The 15,256-nt window shown below is 67.3% G+C and carries 13 protein-coding genes; 7 read left to right on the forward strand and 6 right to left on the reverse strand.

Annotation, left to right across the window (positions count from 1 at the left end; translation table 11 throughout):
* The first annotated feature begins 25 nt into the window (after nucleotides 1-25).
* The 7 genes from ACXJKM_RS20010 (at nucleotide 26) to ACXJKM_RS20040 (ending at nucleotide 3,703) form a co-directional block, all read left to right on the forward strand.
* Nucleotides 26-1,114, forward strand: coding sequence for a dienelactone hydrolase family protein (locus ACXJKM_RS20010; protein ID WP_457354642.1), 1,089 nt, complete (start codon nucleotides 26-28; stop codon nucleotides 1,112-1,114).
* A 110-nt stretch (nucleotides 1,115-1,224) separates the two neighbouring features.
* Nucleotides 1,225-1,677 (forward strand): hypothetical protein, encoded by a 453-nt coding sequence (locus ACXJKM_RS20015; RefSeq protein ID WP_457354644.1) that lies wholly within the window; start codon nucleotides 1,225-1,227, stop codon nucleotides 1,675-1,677.
* A complete protein-coding gene (locus tag ACXJKM_RS20020; RefSeq protein WP_457354646.1) occupies nucleotides 1,674-2,219 on the forward strand; it encodes an NADPH-dependent FMN reductase in 546 nt (181 codons plus the stop codon). Before ACXJKM_RS20015 ends, ACXJKM_RS20020 begins: the two co-directional genes overlap by 4 nt.
* 79 nt (nucleotides 2,220-2,298) lie before the next feature.
* Entirely contained in the window at nucleotides 2,299-2,613 is a 315-nt protein-coding gene (locus ACXJKM_RS20025) for a hypothetical protein (RefSeq protein ID WP_457354648.1), read from the forward strand.
* Complete coding sequence (locus ACXJKM_RS20030) at nucleotides 2,613-3,029, forward strand: GFA family protein (protein ID WP_457354650.1); 417 nt, start codon at nucleotides 2,613-2,615, stop codon at nucleotides 3,027-3,029. Before ACXJKM_RS20025 ends, ACXJKM_RS20030 begins: the two co-directional genes overlap by 1 nt.
* A gap of 5 nt (nucleotides 3,030-3,034) precedes the next feature.
* Nucleotides 3,035-3,349, forward strand: a complete 315-nt coding sequence (gene cutA, locus ACXJKM_RS20035) for a divalent-cation tolerance protein CutA (RefSeq protein WP_457354652.1) — start codon at nucleotides 3,035-3,037, stop codon at nucleotides 3,347-3,349.
* Nucleotides 3,350-3,376: 27 nt separating this feature from the next.
* On the forward strand, nucleotides 3,377-3,703 hold the full coding sequence (locus ACXJKM_RS20040; RefSeq protein ID WP_457354654.1) for a cupin domain-containing protein: 327 nt from the start codon (nucleotides 3,377-3,379) through the stop codon (nucleotides 3,701-3,703).
* 1 nt (nucleotide 3,704) lies between these two features.
* On the opposite strand, the gene ACXJKM_RS20045 is transcribed toward ACXJKM_RS20040, so the two are convergent.
* From ACXJKM_RS20045 to ACXJKM_RS20070, 6 genes are all read right to left on the reverse strand, one after another.
* Complete coding sequence (locus ACXJKM_RS20045; protein ID WP_457354656.1) at nucleotides 3,705-4,463, reverse strand: rhamnogalacturonan acetylesterase; 759 nt, start codon at nucleotides 4,461-4,463, stop codon at nucleotides 3,705-3,707.
* Nucleotides 4,460-5,800 (reverse strand): pectate lyase family protein, encoded by a 1,341-nt coding sequence (locus ACXJKM_RS20050; protein WP_457354658.1) that lies wholly within the window; start codon nucleotides 5,798-5,800, stop codon nucleotides 4,460-4,462. The genes ACXJKM_RS20045 and ACXJKM_RS20050 overlap by 4 nt, the downstream gene beginning before the upstream one ends.
* Before the next feature lie 2 nt (nucleotides 5,801-5,802).
* Nucleotides 5,803-8,694: a TonB-dependent receptor domain-containing protein gene (locus tag ACXJKM_RS20055; RefSeq protein WP_457354660.1), complete on the reverse strand. Its 2,892-nt coding sequence runs from the start codon at nucleotides 8,692-8,694 to the stop codon at nucleotides 5,803-5,805.
* A 32-nt stretch (nucleotides 8,695-8,726) separates the two neighbouring features.
* Nucleotides 8,727-11,534 carry a pectinesterase family protein gene (locus ACXJKM_RS20060; RefSeq protein ID WP_457354662.1) on the reverse strand — a complete coding sequence of 936 codons (2,808 nt, stop codon included), beginning with the start codon at nucleotides 11,532-11,534 and terminating at the stop codon, nucleotides 8,727-8,729.
* Nucleotides 11,531-12,097: a PEP-CTERM sorting domain-containing protein gene (locus tag ACXJKM_RS20065; RefSeq protein ID WP_457354664.1), complete on the reverse strand. Its 567-nt coding sequence runs from the start codon at nucleotides 12,095-12,097 to the stop codon at nucleotides 11,531-11,533. The genes ACXJKM_RS20060 and ACXJKM_RS20065 overlap by 4 nt, the downstream gene beginning before the upstream one ends.
* A 137-nt stretch (nucleotides 12,098-12,234) precedes the next feature.
* A complete protein-coding gene (locus ACXJKM_RS20070; protein WP_457354666.1) occupies nucleotides 12,235-15,183 on the reverse strand; it encodes a TonB-dependent receptor in 2,949 nt (982 codons plus the stop codon).
* Nucleotides 15,184-15,256 lie beyond the last annotated feature (73 nt).

Raw genomic sequence — 15,256 nt, forward strand, 5'->3', positions numbered from 1 at the left:
GCCTGCTTGGCAGCCCCTGGCGACCATGAACCTTGCACGTCGCCAACTGTTTGCTGCACTGGCCACGTGGCCGGTGTTCGCCCGTGCAGAAGCCCTCGACGAGACGCTGGCGGGCCTGCAGCGCCGCTGGCGCCCGCGCCTGGCCTGGCGCCCCGGCCCCGGCTGGCGCGACGAAGCCCTGGCCAACGCCCGTCGGCTGATCCTGCAGCCGGGTGACAACGGAAACGACTTCGCGACTGAAGTGCTCGGCGAGCAAGACCGCGGCAGCCACACGGCCCAGGCGCTGACGCTGCGCGGCGCACTCGGCGACCGCGTACCGGCGCTCTATCTGCGCCCCAAGGGCGCCGGCCCACATCCCGCCGTCGTCGTCATGCACGACCACGGTGCGCGTTTCGACATCGGCAAGGAAAAGCTGATCCGACCGCTCCAGCCCAACCCGTCGGCCGAAGCCTGGGTACGGCGCTATTACGGCGCCAGCTTCGTCGGCGACACATTGGTTGAAGCCGGCTTTGCCGTGCTGGCCATTGACGCATTGGGCTGGGGCGACCGCAGCCGCCCCGGCCTGGCGCGCGACGACCAGCAGGCGCTGGCCAGCCACCTGATGCAGCTCGGCCACAGCTGGGCCGGCCTCATCGCCAGCGACGACCTGCGCTCGCACCGCTGGCTGCGCGAGCGGCCCGAAGTGGATGGCAAACGCGTCGCGGTGCTGGGCTTCTCGATGGGGGCGTTGCGCGCCTGGCAGCTGGCGGCCGTCTGCGATGAAGTCTCGGCCTGCGTCGCCGCGCACTGGATGTGTACGCGCGAAGGGCTGCTACGGCCGGGCGAGCACACCCTGGTGGGGCAGTCCGCCTTCAGCATGGCCCATGCGGGACTGGCGGCGGAGCTGGATCATCCGGATGTGGCAGCGCTGATTGCGCCGAGGCCGTTGATGCTGTTCGGATCGCCGGACGACAAGCTGTTTCCGTGGGATGCGGTGCAGCAGGCTTGGCGACGGTTGGGTCAGGCTTGGGGACGAGGGGCCGGCTTGCAGACGCGCGCCACGCCCGGTGGGCACCTGTTCGACGTCGAGCAGCAGCGGGCGGCGGCGACATGGCTTGCAAGTCAGCGCCATTGACGGACAGCACGGCCCGGGCGCGGCCCGACAAGACGAGTTTTCACCTCGGCAACATCCGGCCGACCCTGACTTTGTTGGCATAGTCCTTCCACCACAGCTGCGAGCATTGAATGCGTGCATCCCACAACCCCCTAATCCCGATCGCCGATCAACCCGGCGGCCTGTGGGTTCAGCGCGCCATCGGTGCCGTGACCCTGTTCCTGGGCCTCACGCTCGCGGTGCTCCTTGCCTTCAGCACATTCACGCTGGTGGCGCGCGGCGGCGCGACGCTGACCCCGGCCTTGATCTTCTGCGCGGTCATCGGAACCCTGTCGGCCTTCTTTGTCTCGGTGGGCGTTCGCATGAGCTTCAATCGGCCCAATCGACACGGCTCGCTGTTGACGCCCGGGCTGTGGTTTGTCATCGCGGCCCTGTTCTTCGCCTGCGCCGTGTTCGTGGTGGGCACGCTCGTGGCAACCCGGCAGTTCGCCAAGCTCGAAGTGGCCGGCTACGCCCTCGCCTTGGCCGTGCTCGCTGTCATGGCCGGTCGGCGCGCCATGAAGAAGCGCGACAGCGCGTCGTGAGAATTCTGGCGGTTTGCGGCAGCCTGCGCACCGCCTCCATCAACGCCGCGCTGCTGCGCACGGCCCAGCGCCTGGCGCCGCCAGATATGGAGGTCAGCGTGTGCACATTGGTGGGCGAGCTTCCGCTCTTCAACCCGGACCTGGAGGCGAACCTGCCGCCCAGCGTCGCCCAGCTGCGTGCCCAGGTCGCCGCGGCGGATGCGCTGCTGATCGCCAGCCCGGAGTACGCCCACGGCGTCACCGGCGCCATCAAGAACCTGCTGGACTGGCTGGTCAGCTTCGAGCCCTTTGTGGGCAAGCCGGTCGCCGTGCTCAATGCGTCGCCACGGGCGCATCACGCCGACGCGGCGCTGAAGGAGGCACTGAGGACGATGTCGGCCGTCATCGTCGAGGCGGCGTCAATCAGCATTTCCTTGCTCGGATCGGGCATCGACGAGGCAGCCATGGCCGAGACACCCTGGGTCGCCGAGGCCATCCACGCTTCGCTGGTGGCGCTGCAAAGCGCGCCGCACCCATCAGTGGCGCCGGCGGCCGATCTTTGAAAGCGGATCCACACAAGCGCGATGGCGAATCAGGCGCTGCGGCGCCACACTCCAGCTCAAACCTGTCCTCGGACCTGCCATGAACGAACTGCTCGCCGCCTACCGCTACACGACCAACAACTACGCCCAGATCGAGGCCAGCAAGGTCTGCGGTTGCTGCAACTGCGTCGGGATCTTCAAGCCCGATGACATCGTCGGCTGGACCGGCCTGACGGTGCAGAACATCGACGATCCCAAGGCCATCAGCGAACAGACAGCCATGTGCCCGCATTGCGGCTCCGAAGCCGTGCTGGGTGATGGCTGCGGCTTTCCGATCAATGCGCAATTCCTGGCGCGGATGAACGAAGCATGGTTCCAGCGGACGATGATCCACCGGCCGGCGCAGAAGAAGTGATGGAAAGTGTCCAGCTGACCGGCCGCTGCCTCTGTGGTGGCGTCCGTTACGAATCCACCGGCCCTGTCCTGTTCTCGGTCGTCTGCCACTGCCGCGACTGCCAGCGTGCCTCCGGCAGTGGCGGCGTGCCGGTGCTGGGTGTCCCCAAGCCGTCCTTCTCGTACACCGGCGTCGTGAAGCAGTCGCGCATCACCGGCGGCAGCGGCTTGGCCGCGGTGCGCAACTTCTGCTCGGACTGCGGCAGCCTGCTTTTCGGCACGCCAGAGTCGGCACCCGAGATGGTCACCATCTATGTCGGCAGCCTCGACGATCCCGCCCTGTTCTCGCCCACGGCCGTGCTGTTCGCCGGTCAGCGCCCGCCATGGGCCAAACTGGCGACTCCGCTTACCGAGCACGAGACCCTGCCGGAGCACTGAAGCGCATGGACATGCTGGCCGTCTTCACGACCGTGGCCAATCAAGACCAGGCCGACACACTGGCCCGTGCGGCCATCGAGCAGCGCCTCGCTGCCTGTGTGCAGACGGAAGCCGTCCGCAGCACCTACCGCTGGCATGACGAGGTCACCTGTGAGCCCGAGGTCCGACTGATGTTCAAGACCAGCCGCGCACGCTATCCGGCACTTGAGGCGCTGCTACTTGAGCAGCACCCTTACGAGCTGCCAGCGCTCTTTGCGCTGCCTGTGGTCGGCGCGACGCCCGAGTACCTGGCCTGGCTGCGCGACTCGCTGTCAGCCTGAATTCGCACGAGGCGCATACTCGCTGCCATGGCCATCCCGCATGCCACGCCCGGTCAAGCCATCGACATCCGCCCCGCCGCTGGCGACCCAGATGGGGCGCGGACGGTGGCGCTGTTCAAGTCGCTCGACCTGGAAGTCATGCGTCTCGTGCTGCCCGCCGGCAAGGCGCTGCCGCCGCACAAGGTGGCGCACGAGATCACCATCCAGTGCATCTCTGGCGCATTGGCCGTGACGACCGACGCCGGCCGCCATCAGTTGCAGGCAGGCCAGTTGCTCTACCTGGACCGAGAGGCCGTGCACGACGTGCTGGCGCTCGAGGACGCCATGGCTCTCGTGACCGTCGTGCTGCCCTGACTCACCTCTCGAGCGTGCGCGCCGTGGCCAGCTCCGGCCTGAGTTTCAACAACCCCTCCATCACCTGCTCCGAGAACAGCGCCGCGCCCTTGGGTCCCAGGTGGGTGCGATCGAAGCGCGGCGGTGCCTCGGCCAGCGTGTCGGCGGCCGGCTGGCCCATGGCGGCGACTGCAGCGTGGCTGATGGCGTTCAGATCGAGTACCGGCACGCCCTGCTCCGCCGCGACCTTGATGACGGCCTCTGCCCAGGGGCGCAAGTCGTTACCAAGCTCTCCGTCCTTGAAGGTGCGGCGCGTCAGCGGCGTGACGAGCATCACCTCGGCGCCGGCCGCCTTCACGTCCTTCACATAGCCCGCCATGTTCGGGCCGAACTCGGTGGCCAGGTCGGTCGAGCGGCCGGGCTTGCCGGGCTGGTCGTTGTGGCCGAACTGGATCAGCACCAGGGTCTTTTGCTTGCTGGCGCCGCCCTCGTTCAGCAGGGCCAGCACCGTGGACCACAGCCCCTCGGCGCGAAAGCTCATGCTGGAGCGGCCGCCGCGCGCAAGGTTGATGCAGGCGACCTGCTGGAAGCGCGCGCACAGCGCATTGCCGTAGCCGCTGCGCGGCGCCATCGTCGAGTCGCCGACGAGGATGAGGCGCGGGCCGGTGGCGACATTGGCGGTGGTCTCGCCGCGCGGCGCGGAAGCCGGCAATGAAGCCGGCGTCTGCGCGGCGGCGCTGCCGGCCAGCAGCAGGGTGAGGAACAAGGGGGACAGTTTCATGGTTTTGCGAGGGCTGGCCACCCAGCCTTGGGGCTCATGTCGTCGAGGTTCCAGTCCTCGGGCTTGAAGGCGTGGCGCGTTGGCGCGTGGCGCGGGTAGCTGAGGGCGTTCTCGACTTCGGAGTCGATCAGCTTGCCTTTGCCTTGCGCCATTTCCGCCAGCAGCCGCGCATCCAGCGGGTCGCGCGCCCATGGGCGTGCACCTACGAGGGCAGGCAGCTCATGCGCCAGCGCGGTGGCAGCACGAAGCGGCGGCAGGCCAGGCGGCAGATAGGCTTGGCTGGCCACGATCAGCTTGGCCGTGGTCGCGGCATTGCGACCCAGCAGAGGCACAGGCGCGCCGCTCGCGTCGTGGGCGAGGTTGTCGGCCATGTAGAGCTCGAGGTCGCCCTGGCCGAGCAGCATGAAGAAGGGCGTGCCCGCCACCGTGCTCGGGCCGTAGCGCATGGCATTGCCCACCAGCGTCAGCTTGCCGGTCTGCCAGGGCTGGCCCTCCCACTCGTTGGCCAGCAGGTTGTAGTGCACCGCCCGATCACCGGGGTTGAAGATGTAGTTGTTGACCATCGCCCCCTGCGCCCCGCCCTTGAAGAGGGCATTGCGCTGGCGGTTGGACACGTAGACGTTGCCGTAGATCAGCACGCCGCTGGTGTTGTCGTGGATCAGGCTGCCCTTGCTGTGCTCGCCCTTCTCGTGCACCGAATTGCCCAACCCCTCGTAGATGAGGTTGTGCGTGTAGGTGATGCGGTGGGACGTGGCCTTGCGCCAGTCCTCCAGCGTCTTGCCCTCGAAGCGCGGGCCGCTCGCGGACAGGTTCTCGTCGGTGGCCCAGGAGAAGCTGCAGTGGTCGGCGATGACGTCGTGCGCGCCGCCGAGCGTCGAGATGCCGTCCTGGTCGCCGCCGCCCTTCTTGGGCCGACCGAACTCGCCGGGCCGAAAGCTCAGGTGCTGGATGACGACGTCGTGGGTCGAGATCGTCGTCTCGGCCTTGATGACGGTGACGCCAGGATCGGGCGCCGTCTGGCCGGCCAGCGTCAGGAAGGGCTGCGTGATCTTGAGCGGCTGGCCGCCCATGTCGATGACGCCACCGACCTCGAAGACGACGATGCGCGGGCCGCTGGCCTCGATCGCCTCCTTCAGGCTGCCGGGGCCCGCAGGCGCGAGCGTCGTGACTTTGATGACGCGGCCACCGCGGCCGCCCTGGGTCTCGGTCCAGCCGCGGGTGGCGATGCCAGCCGTGGCCGGGGCCTGCGCAACGGCCGAAGGCAGCCAGGCCATGAGACCCAGGCCGCCAGCACCGGCCAGCAGGCCGCGACGGCCCGGAGAATGAAGATGCCTCATGCTCAGAAGCTGTAGTCGGCGGTGACCTTGTACGCCCGGCCCAGCACGTCGGCCATGCTGGTGATGTAGCCCACGTAGAGGCTGTTGGCCGTGATCGGCGGTGTCGCGTTGGTGATGTTGTTGACCGCCAGGCTGAGCTTGAGCCCCTTGAAGCCTGAGTAGGCCAGGCTGGCGCCGTACTGGCTGTAGGGGCTGACGCGGTTCACCGTCGAGCCGGCGCGCGGCGTGATGTCGGTCAGCGCGGTGTTGTAGCGCACCGAGACCAGGCCCGACCACGGGCCGTTGCGCAGGCCCACCGAGGCGGTGTGCTTCCAGCGCGGGTTGATCTGGGGCATGCCGGCCAGGCCCGAGTTGACGCCGGCGCCACCGTAGCGCGCGTCGTTGGTGATGATGCCGACATTGCTCAGCACCTCGCCGTTCTTCTCGGCGCTGAAGCGGTAGCTCTCGTAGTAGGTGCCGTCCAGCATGAAGCTGGCCTGGCCGATGGGCGTGGCGACGCGGTACATCATGGACAGGTCCAGCCCGCGGATGCTGGTGTCGCCGCGGTTGGCTTGGCTGGCGATGATGTAGTCGATGGTGCCGTCGGCCTTGCGGATGATGTTGGTCGCGTACTTGGCCGGCTGCTGCTGCACCTCGGCGATGGCCACGGCGCCCAGCATGTCGGTCAGCCTGATGCCCCAGTAGTCCGCCGTCATCAGCAGGCCCTTGGTCGGCTCCAGCGCCAGGCCCAGCGTCCAGCCCTTGGACTTCTCGGGCTTGAGGAAGCTGTTGTCCGGGGACTTGGTCCAGTAGCTCATGGTCTGGTTGCAGACCTGGTCGCGCGTGAAGCCGTTGACCGGGTTGCCGGTGTTGGTGATGGTGGGCGTCGCGCTCGGGCACAGCACCGGGTCGTCCATCATCTGCGTGCGAACCTCGGGCGTCGGGTTCTGGATGTCCATGATGGACGGCGCCCGGAAGCCCGTGTTGGCCGAAGCGCGCAGCACCAACTCGTCCAGCGCCTGGTAGCGGGCCGACAGCTTGGGGTTGACCGTCGTCGTCTTCAGGTCGCTGTAGGTGTCGGAGCGCACCGCGGCGTTGAAGCTCAGCCGCCTGGTGATGGGCGCGTCCACTTCGATGACCGCCGACTTGATGTTGCGGCCGAGGTCGCGTGCCACGCCCGTGGGCGTCTCGCCGACGAGGTCGTGCTTGCTGACGTTGCCGAAGGCGTCGATCGCATAGCTGCCGTTGGCGTTCTTGGCCACGTAGTCCAGCGGTGCGGCCTCGACCTTGGCCGAATCGCGGCGCACTTCGCCGGTCACGGCCAGCATCAGCGGGCCACCGGCCAGGTCCATCAGCGAGTGCGTCAGCGTCACGTCCACGCTGCGGTTGTAGGCGCGGTTGACGCGGTAGCTGTAGTCGCTCGCCTCGATGCTGCGCAAGTATTCGAGGCCGGCTTCGTCCTGCAGGCCGAAGGGATTCAGGATGCCCTTGGTGAAGCCCTCCTGCGCCTTGGAGTAGAGGATGTAGCCGGCGCCGGCGCGGGTGTCGCGCAGCGACCGGCCGTAGTTCAGGCCCACGCGGTAGTCAAAGCCAGCCACCGTGCCCTCGGCGCTGAGCACCAGGCGGTCGTTGGTCTGCTCGTCGTTGCGGTAGGCCGAGCCGAGCTCTGCCGGGCCCCAGACGAAGTAGATCGTCCGGTTGTTCATGTTCAGGTCGGTGACCGTGCCGGGCGTCTTGCTCGCGTCGATGAACATCGCCGGCGAGTTGGCGCCGGTGTTGCTGCCCACCACCTTGACGGCCGGCGTGATGCCCTTGCCAGGGTAGAAGCGGCTGGTGGCCGGCATGCTGTAGGTGGTGGCCGGGGCCGTGCCGGCGGGCACCTGCATGCCACGGTACTTCTGCACATTGAACCTGGAGTGCAGGCCTTCCAGCGCCAGCGAGTGGTCGTTGTTGATCTTCCAGCTCAGCTTGCCGAAGACGTTGGTGATCTCGCTGCCATCGGTGACGGCGTCGTAATAGTTGGGGTTGCGGTAGCAACCGGCGTTCGAGTAAGTGGCCGGCGTGGCGACGCTGCCGGCGCCGAGAGTCGGCAGCGAGTACGGCGCCGCGCAGCCGTTCGCAAAGGCAGGGTTGTAGTTGGAATTGGCACCGGTTGCGAAGCCGAAGTTGGCGATTGGGCTGGGGTTCTTGTTGTCGGGCAGCAGGCCCAGGCCCATGGCCGACAGCACCGAGTAGTCATACAGCTCGGGCCGGTCGATCTTGAACAGCGCCGACTTGCGCTGATGGTCCAGCGACAAGTAGGCGTTCCAGCCATCGGCGTTGAGGTCGCCCGCGCCGACGATGGCGCCGATGGCCTTGGTCTCGCCGCCGCCGGAGTGCTCGGGCTGGTTCCACTCGGCCTTCACCCGCGCACCCTTGAAGCTGTTGAAGGTGTAGAAGTTCTGCACGCCGCCGATGGCGTCGGAGCCGTAGATGGACGAGGCACCGTCACGCAGCGTCTCGGCGCGGTCCAGGGCCATGCGCGGGATGACGTTGACGGAGACGTACTGGTCCTGCAGCGGCTCGTTGGCCATGCGCCGGCCGTTCAGCAGGGTCAGCGTGCGCATCGGCCCCAGGCCGCGCAGATTGAGCATCGGGCCTGCGGCACCGCTGTTGGTGCCCAGGGACAGCGACTGCGGCATCTCCAGCACCAGGTCCTTGAGCTCGGTGTGGCCGCGGGCTTCGAGCTCCTCGGACTTGATCACCGAGACCGGCAGTGCCGTCTCGCCGGCCAGGCGCTTGATGGAGGAGCCGGTGATCTGGATGCGCTCCAGCGTCGCGGGAGCATCGGTGGTCTGCGCGTGGGCCGTGGCCATCAGGCTCAACACGGCGCTGGCGCACAGGGTCAGGCGAGCGTGCGGGTTCTTCATGTTCATCGTGTCTCCGTGGTGCTTTTTGCTGGATGGGTCTAGGGGGCTGGCACCCAGCCGCCGGGCGCGCCGGTGGCGATGGTCGAGTTCTGGAAGATCTCGGCCCGTGTGGTCAAGCCCGCAGCGGAGCCGAGCGGCTTGGCCAGCACGACATTGGTCGGCACATTGGCGACCTTGACCGACGCCACGCCGAGCCGCGCGCTGACGTCCAGCGGCGCACCGTTGAGGTCCATGCTGCCGAACTCGCGCCAGCCCACCGTGTCGGTGGTGCCGCCGTCGGCCGTGCCGGCCCAGGACGGTGGGTTGCTGCCGCAATTGCCCGTGCCCACGCCCGTCTTGCTGGTGCCTGTACCCACACACCAGCCGGCGGGCAGGATGTGCGAGCCCATCTTGGTGTTCACGAAGGCGATGTGATCGATATAGGTCGTTGCCGTCGTGCCGCCGCTGCGGGCGAGGTAGGCCTGGCTCACTGCAGGCTCGGCGGTTAGCCGGCTGTTCAGGAAGACAAAGCCCTTGTCGCCGGCGGTGGCGCGCGACTGCAGGATGAAGCCCGCCGAGCCGCTGGACGTGTCGGCCACCGAGCGGATCTCGCAGTCCTCGAACAGGCTGGCCATCACGCTGCCCCAGATGAAGTCGACGTTGCCGGCGACCAGGGACTGGTAGATCCAGTTGTAGCCCTTGAGCTGCAGCGTGTCCTGCTGGCTCAGGAAGTTCATCTGCTTGGCCACGAAGCGCGCGGCCGCAGCCGTCGTGCTGGTGTTGAAGTAGATGGCCTCGGCCTGGTTGTCCCAGCTCGTGCTGCGCACATGCGGGTTCTGCAGCGTGAAGTTCTGCAGCGTCAGCAGGTCTGACGTCTCGACGAGCAGGGCCGTACGGCCGCCGCCGAGCACGCGGTGGCCCAGGGTCTTGCCCGAGGTGCTGAGTGCGGTGCCAGCGGTTGCGGAACTCGCGCCACTGCCCGAGTTCAGCGACTCGAAGTTGACGTCGCCCACCACCACACCATCACGGCTCTCGCCGACGATGCTGAGGTTGGACACCTTGCGCAGGATGTTGAGTTCGGGGTAGCTGCCGTTGGCCAGGTGGATGGTCTTGGGCGTGGCAACGGTGTTGCAGCCGTTGGCGGCCGGGCTGTTCGTCGAGCAGTTCTTCATGACCCAGTTCAGCGCGCCCTGCAGCGTGCGGAAGTCGGCCGTTGTGCCACCGTCGTCGACGTTCAGGTTCGTGAAGCTGGCCGGCGCAGCGCGCGTCGTGAACTTCCAGTTGTCGGCCTTGGCTATCCCGGCGAAGGCAGCGCCCTTGATGGTGCCGGACAGCACCGAAGCGTCCATCGTCACGTAGTAGGTCGTGGCGAAATCCAGCTTGTTGCTGTGCAGCTTGACCGAGGCCTTGGCTCCGCTGACGCTGACGGGCCGGTACCAGACATAGCGCGCGAACGTGGCGCCGTCGGGCATGACGCCGAGACCCAGCGCGTCGATCTCGAGGTTGGTGCGGGCCAGCACCGTCTGCGTATCGCTGGCCGAAGGCGCGGTGCTCAGGTCGATGCTGTCCACCAGCACGTCGTCGCTCGTGCGGTAGACATTGACCTTGCCCGCCGTGCCGATGGCGGGCGGCGCATCGAAGGACAGGGACAGGCGCGTGTCGGTGTGGACATTGGTCTCGTTCGCGGCGGGCGCCTTCGTGCCGCCCACTTCACTGACATTGCCGCTGCCGCTGATCTGCGTCGAGATCTTCCACGCGCCGGCCAACGCCAGGTTGTTGGCCTTGACGAGGGCCACCGGCCGCGGCTTGAAGGCATAGCCGGGCACGAAGACCGTGCCGGGCAGCGCGCTGCAGGCGCCTAACGCGGCGCCGTTGATGGTGGAGCCGCTGTCCTGGAACACGCCCGTATGGTCGGAGCTGGCATAGACGACGACGCTGTCACAGCCGGTCGCGCCGTCGATGGCGAACACATTGCTGTGCGACAGCACATTGCTCGCCTTGCCCACGCCGACGCTGTAGCTGTGCGGATAGGGGTTGGCCGTCTTGCTGCCAACGAAATAATTGTTGAAGACGTGGACCTGGCCGAAACGCACGCGTGGCACGCGCTGGACCACGCCGTTGAAGACGTTGTTGGCGATGGTGACGCGCAGCTTGCYGGCGTCGCTGGTCAGGCTGTCGGAGCCGCCGATCAGCATGCTCTTGTCATGCGCCGTGACGAGGTTGTAGGAGACCGTGATCAGGTCGGCGCCCTTGGTGATGTCGATGGCGCCGTCGTGGCATTGCTTGGTCTTGCCGTTCTCGACGGGCAGGGTGTCGTCGGTGACGGGTGCGTCGGTGATGGTGTTGCGGTCGATCCAGACCTGCGTGGCCGTGACGATGCCAATGGCGTCGTAGGCGGAGTTCCAGTTGCCCAGCGCGCCGTCGGTGGGGTCCCAGATCGGGCCGACATCGCAGGGCGCGACGAGGTGCAGGTTGCGCACGATGACCTGACTGACGCTGGTGATGTCGATCCAGGCATTGACGAAGCCGGCGCCCGGGCCTTCGCCAATCAGCGTGGTGTTGCTGGTCAGGCGCACCCGCGCCCTCACCTTCTGGTCGGCGGTGCTGGCGAAGGGCGTGCCCTCGGTCATGTCGATGGTGCCGGCCACCTTGATGATCTTGGCCGCGTTGCCGCCATTGGCCAGCGCGTTCAGCAGCTCGGCGCGGTTGTGCACGGTGTAGATGTGCTCGGGGGTGGCGGCGCTGCCGCCGACGGTGCCGGCTCCCCAACCATCGCTGGGTGCGGTCTGTTGCGCGGCATCAACGGCATGGGCCGGCAGGCTCAGGGCCAGCAGCGCGGCAATGCCCAGGTGCTTGAGGGCTTTCATGCGACGACCCTCCTGCGCAGGGCCACGACACCGAGGCCTGCGGCCAGCAGCGCCAGGCTGCCAGGCTCCGGCACGGCGCTGACGGCGATCTGTGTCGTGAAGCTGCCGAACTCGCTCGTGAAGTTGACGTTGTTCAGCGTCAGGCTGACGGTGTGCGGGTCAACCAGCTGCAGGCTGACGTTGCCGCCGGCAACACCCGTCATGTCCAGCGTCGTGAAGCCGGTGATGGGCTGGCTCAGGCCGGCGAAGCTGAAGGTGAAGCTGTAGCTGCCGGTCAGGCCGGTGGCGCCGGTGTTGTTCCAGACCTGCACATGGCCGTCGCTGAAGAAGTCGATACCCACCGCCGCGTCGCCAGTCAGGAACTCGAGGTCGGTGGCAGCCAACGCCGTGATGTTGCTGCCCGCCTCCTCGGTGAAGCCGTGGTCCAGGCCCAGCACTATCGTGCTGGCGCCGCTGACCTGGCCGGTGATGAGGGTGCCGGCGGGCAGGCTGCTGGCGGCCTGGGCGACGGTGGCGATCAGCCATGCAGCGGCTGCGACCACCAGGGTCCTGTGGGTCTTCATGATTTGTCTCCGTGTGGTCGGGCTCGCCGCGGGGCGATCGACACGTCTTCGGGATCAGGAGACCTGCAGGGTCCCGCAAGCGAAAAAGGGCACAGACGTAGGTCTGCGCCCTTTGCTTTCTTTAGGCCATGTCCGCCTTAGAACTTGTAGCGGCCACCGACGATGAACTCGCGGCCGGTGTAGTTGTTGACGACGACGTTGTTCATCGCGCGGGAGATGAACTGGTCGTTGGGCTGGTTGGTCAGGTTGGTCGCTTCAAACGTCAGCTGCAGCTGCTTGTTGAACTGATAGCCCATCGACAGGTCGACGTTGAAGGTCTTGTTCTTGCCTGCCACGTCCTGGTTGTTGCCGGCCGGGATGGTGGTCAGGAAGGCCGAGCGGGCCGAGGTCGACACGCGGCCGCTGAAGGTGCCGTCGTCGTAGTAGACGGACAGGTTCCAGGAGCGCGGCGACAGGTTGACCAGGTCTTCCGAGACGGTGGCCGCCCCGACCGAGGCGGAGAGCACATAGTCCATCTTGGACTTGACCTGCGTGTAGTTGGCCAGCACGCCGAAGTTCTTGCCCCAGCCCGGCAGGAAAGTGAAGGGCTGCTGCACGTTGATCTCGAAGCCGGTGAGCTTGCCGCCCGGGCTGTTGACCGGCGCGCTGACCAGGAAGAGTTCGTCGCCGGTGAAGTTGCTCGGCAGCAGCGACATCGGCAGGCCGGTGTCCTTGTACGCCACGTTGCGACCCACCGTCAGCACATAGCTCTTGATGTCCTTCTGGAACACACCCAGGCCGATGAAACCGTTCTTGGAGTGGTACCACTCGCCGCTGAGGTCGAAGGTCGTGGCGCGGAAGGGCTCCAGCGCCGGATTGCCGCCGGTGTAGCTCAGCGTGCCTGTCGTGCTCAGCGTGCCGCCCGGGTTCAGGTTCTGCAGCGGCGGGCGCGACATGACCTTGGCGGCCGCGGCGCGCAGGATCAGGTCCTTGGTCAAGTTGACCGCGATGTTGGCTGAGGGCAGCCAGTCCGTGTAATCGCGGGTGGCGGTGACGGGGCTGCCGCCGCCCGTGGCCAGGTAGCCGCTGGCGACGATGGCCGTCTTGACGTAGCGCGTGCCGAGGTTGCCGCGCACGGCCATGCCGCCCAGGCGGGTCTCGAAGTCGGCCATGAACCAGGTGCCGGTGTCGGTCTCCGAGATGGCCCGGTTGCCGCCACGGGCGCTGCCGTTGGTGATGGAGGTCAGCGTGTAGTCGCCCGGGCCGCCAGCGGGGCCGGTCTTCAGGCAGTTGCAGTAAATGTCATAGGCCTGGGCGATAGCGTCCAGGTTGGGGATGACCCAGGAGGTGATCGAGCCATTGGGCAGGTTCTGGCCCTTGCCAAAGCCCGTCAGCGTCGTCACGAGGCTGGCCGGGATCACGTTGGCCGGCAGCGTGTTCATCGTCTCGACGGTGCGGCGGATGTCGTAGCTGGTGAACTTGAACTGCTTGTAGCTGGCGCCGCCCTTGAGCGTCAGCACGTCGGGAATGACTTCCCAGGCCACGTCCGCGGTCAGCACGTCCTGGCGGTTGGTCACGCCGTTGGGGCGGATGCGGATTTCGCTGGGCGTGAAGTTGGCGATGCTGGTCGAGCCGACGGGCACGCCGTAGATCTTCAGGCCACCGTTGGCGTCGCTGGGGTTGAGGTTGCCGTAGCCGAGCAGAGGCGCGCGGTCGTCGCCGCGGGCGTCGAACACATAGCCGTTCACGTTGGGCGCATCCAGCGTCGTCGTGGTCTGGATGGGGTTGCGGAAGCGGGACGTGGCACGACCGCCGCGCAGAGTCAGCTTGAGGGTGTCGGTGATGTCCTGCTCGACGGTCAGCGAGGGCTGCGTGAACTCGGTGCTGAGCTTGTCGAAGCGCGACTCGGCGCGCACGTCGACGCCGTTGAACTTGCCGTAGAGCATCTGGCCGCTGGGCGCGTACTGCGCCTCGACGACGCTGGTCTGCTGCTTGCCGCCGGCCGACAGCGCGCGGCTGAAGGAGATGGCCTCCAGGAAGTCTTCCTGGCGGGTTGCCTCCAGCTTGCTGTACAGCATGTCGAAGGTGATCAACATGCTGTCGGCCGGGCGCAGCTGGATGGCGCCGGTCATGCCCAGACGCTCCTGGTCGTGCGTGAGGCGGCCGTAGCGCGGCAGGCGCGGGTGGAAACTGGTCGCCTTGCTGGCCTCGTTGTAGGCGGCCAGGTTTTCCGGCGTGTTGGGCAGGCGGGCCACGCCCTGGGCGGCGGGGCCGCAGGTGGTGGCGGTGGAGCCGGTGGGCAGGTTGGCCGTCACGCCCTGGGGCGGGCACCAGCCGCTGAAGGCGTTGCCGCTGGACGGGCCGTTGTCCCAGCGCACGGTGCTGAAACCCTCTTCATAGACCTTGCGCTTGGAATAGGCGCCCGACAGCAGCACGCCGATCTTCTTGTCGGCAAAGGTGTTGGAAATCAGGAAGGAGGCCTTGGGCGTGGCCTTGCCGGACAGATCGTTGTAGGTGCCCTTGACGGACACGGCGGCCGCGAACTTGTTCAGGTCGAAGGGGCGAGCCGTCTGCAGGTCGATGGTGGCGCCAAGTGACCCTTCATCGACGTCGGCCGAACTGCTCTTGCGCACGGTCAGCGAGTTGAAGAGGTCGGCGGCGAAGACGTTGAAGTCGAAAGCGCGGGTGCGGTTGGCGCCGCCGGAGCTGTCGGTGCCGCCGGTGGTGGCCAGGGCCTCGATGCCGTTGATGCGGGTGCGGGCGAAGTCGCCGCCCAGGCCGCGCACGGTGATGTTGCGGCCTTCGCCAGCGTCACGGTCGATGACGACGCCCGGGATGCGCTGCAGCGATTCGGCCAGGTTGGTGTCCGGGAACTTGCCCATGTCCTCGGCCTTGATGACATCGACGATGCCCTTGTCCTGGCGCTTGGCGTTCAGCGCGCTCTCCAGCGAGGCGCGGATGCCGGTGACGGTGACCGTCTCCAGTTGCGCAGAGGCGGCCGGCGCGGTCTGGGCCCAGACGGGCGCGGCAATGAAAGTGACGGCCAGGGCCACCGGACGCAAGGCCAGGCGCTGGGACGGACGACGGAAAGGACGAGCGGCGGGCATGTGGTGTCTCCTGGTGCAGGCCGCCTGGGCGCTGTGTCGCGCCGGCGGCTCTCGGGTTATGCAAGGCTGGGAA

The sequence above is a fragment of the Roseateles sp. P5_D6 genome, from assembly GCF_054049415.1.

Excerpts from the sequence above, each read along its gene's own strand:
- ACXJKM_RS20065 (WP_457354664.1), bottom strand. The coding sequence starts at position 12,097 with ATGAAGACCCACAGGACCCTGGTGGTCGCAGCCGCTGCATGGCTGATC.
- cutA (WP_457354652.1), top strand. The coding sequence starts at position 3,035 with ATGGACATGCTGGCCGTCTTCACGACCGTGGCCAATCAAGACCAGGCC.
- ACXJKM_RS20030 (WP_457354650.1), top strand. The coding sequence starts at position 2,613 with ATGGAAAGTGTCCAGCTGACCGGCCGCTGCCTCTGTGGTGGCGTCCGT.
- ACXJKM_RS20015 (WP_457354644.1), top strand. The coding sequence starts at position 1,225 with ATGCGTGCATCCCACAACCCCCTAATCCCGATCGCCGATCAACCCGGC.
- ACXJKM_RS20025 (WP_457354648.1), top strand. The coding sequence starts at position 2,299 with ATGAACGAACTGCTCGCCGCCTACCGCTACACGACCAACAACTACGCC.
- ACXJKM_RS20040 (WP_457354654.1), top strand. The coding sequence starts at position 3,377 with ATGGCCATCCCGCATGCCACGCCCGGTCAAGCCATCGACATCCGCCCC.
- ACXJKM_RS20050 (WP_457354658.1), bottom strand. The coding sequence starts at position 5,800 with ATGAGGCATCTTCATTCTCCGGGCCGTCGCGGCCTGCTGGCCGGTGCT.
- ACXJKM_RS20055 (WP_457354660.1), bottom strand. The coding sequence starts at position 8,694 with ATGAACATGAAGAACCCGCACGCTCGCCTGACCCTGTGCGCCAGCGCC.
- ACXJKM_RS20045 (WP_457354656.1), bottom strand. The coding sequence starts at position 4,463 with ATGAAACTGTCCCCCTTGTTCCTCACCCTGCTGCTGGCCGGCAGCGCC.
- ACXJKM_RS20010 (WP_457354642.1), top strand. The coding sequence starts at position 26 with ATGAACCTTGCACGTCGCCAACTGTTTGCTGCACTGGCCACGTGGCCG.
- ACXJKM_RS20070 (WP_457354666.1), bottom strand. The coding sequence starts at position 15,183 with ATGCCCGCCGCTCGTCCTTTCCGTCGTCCGTCCCAGCGCCTGGCCTTG.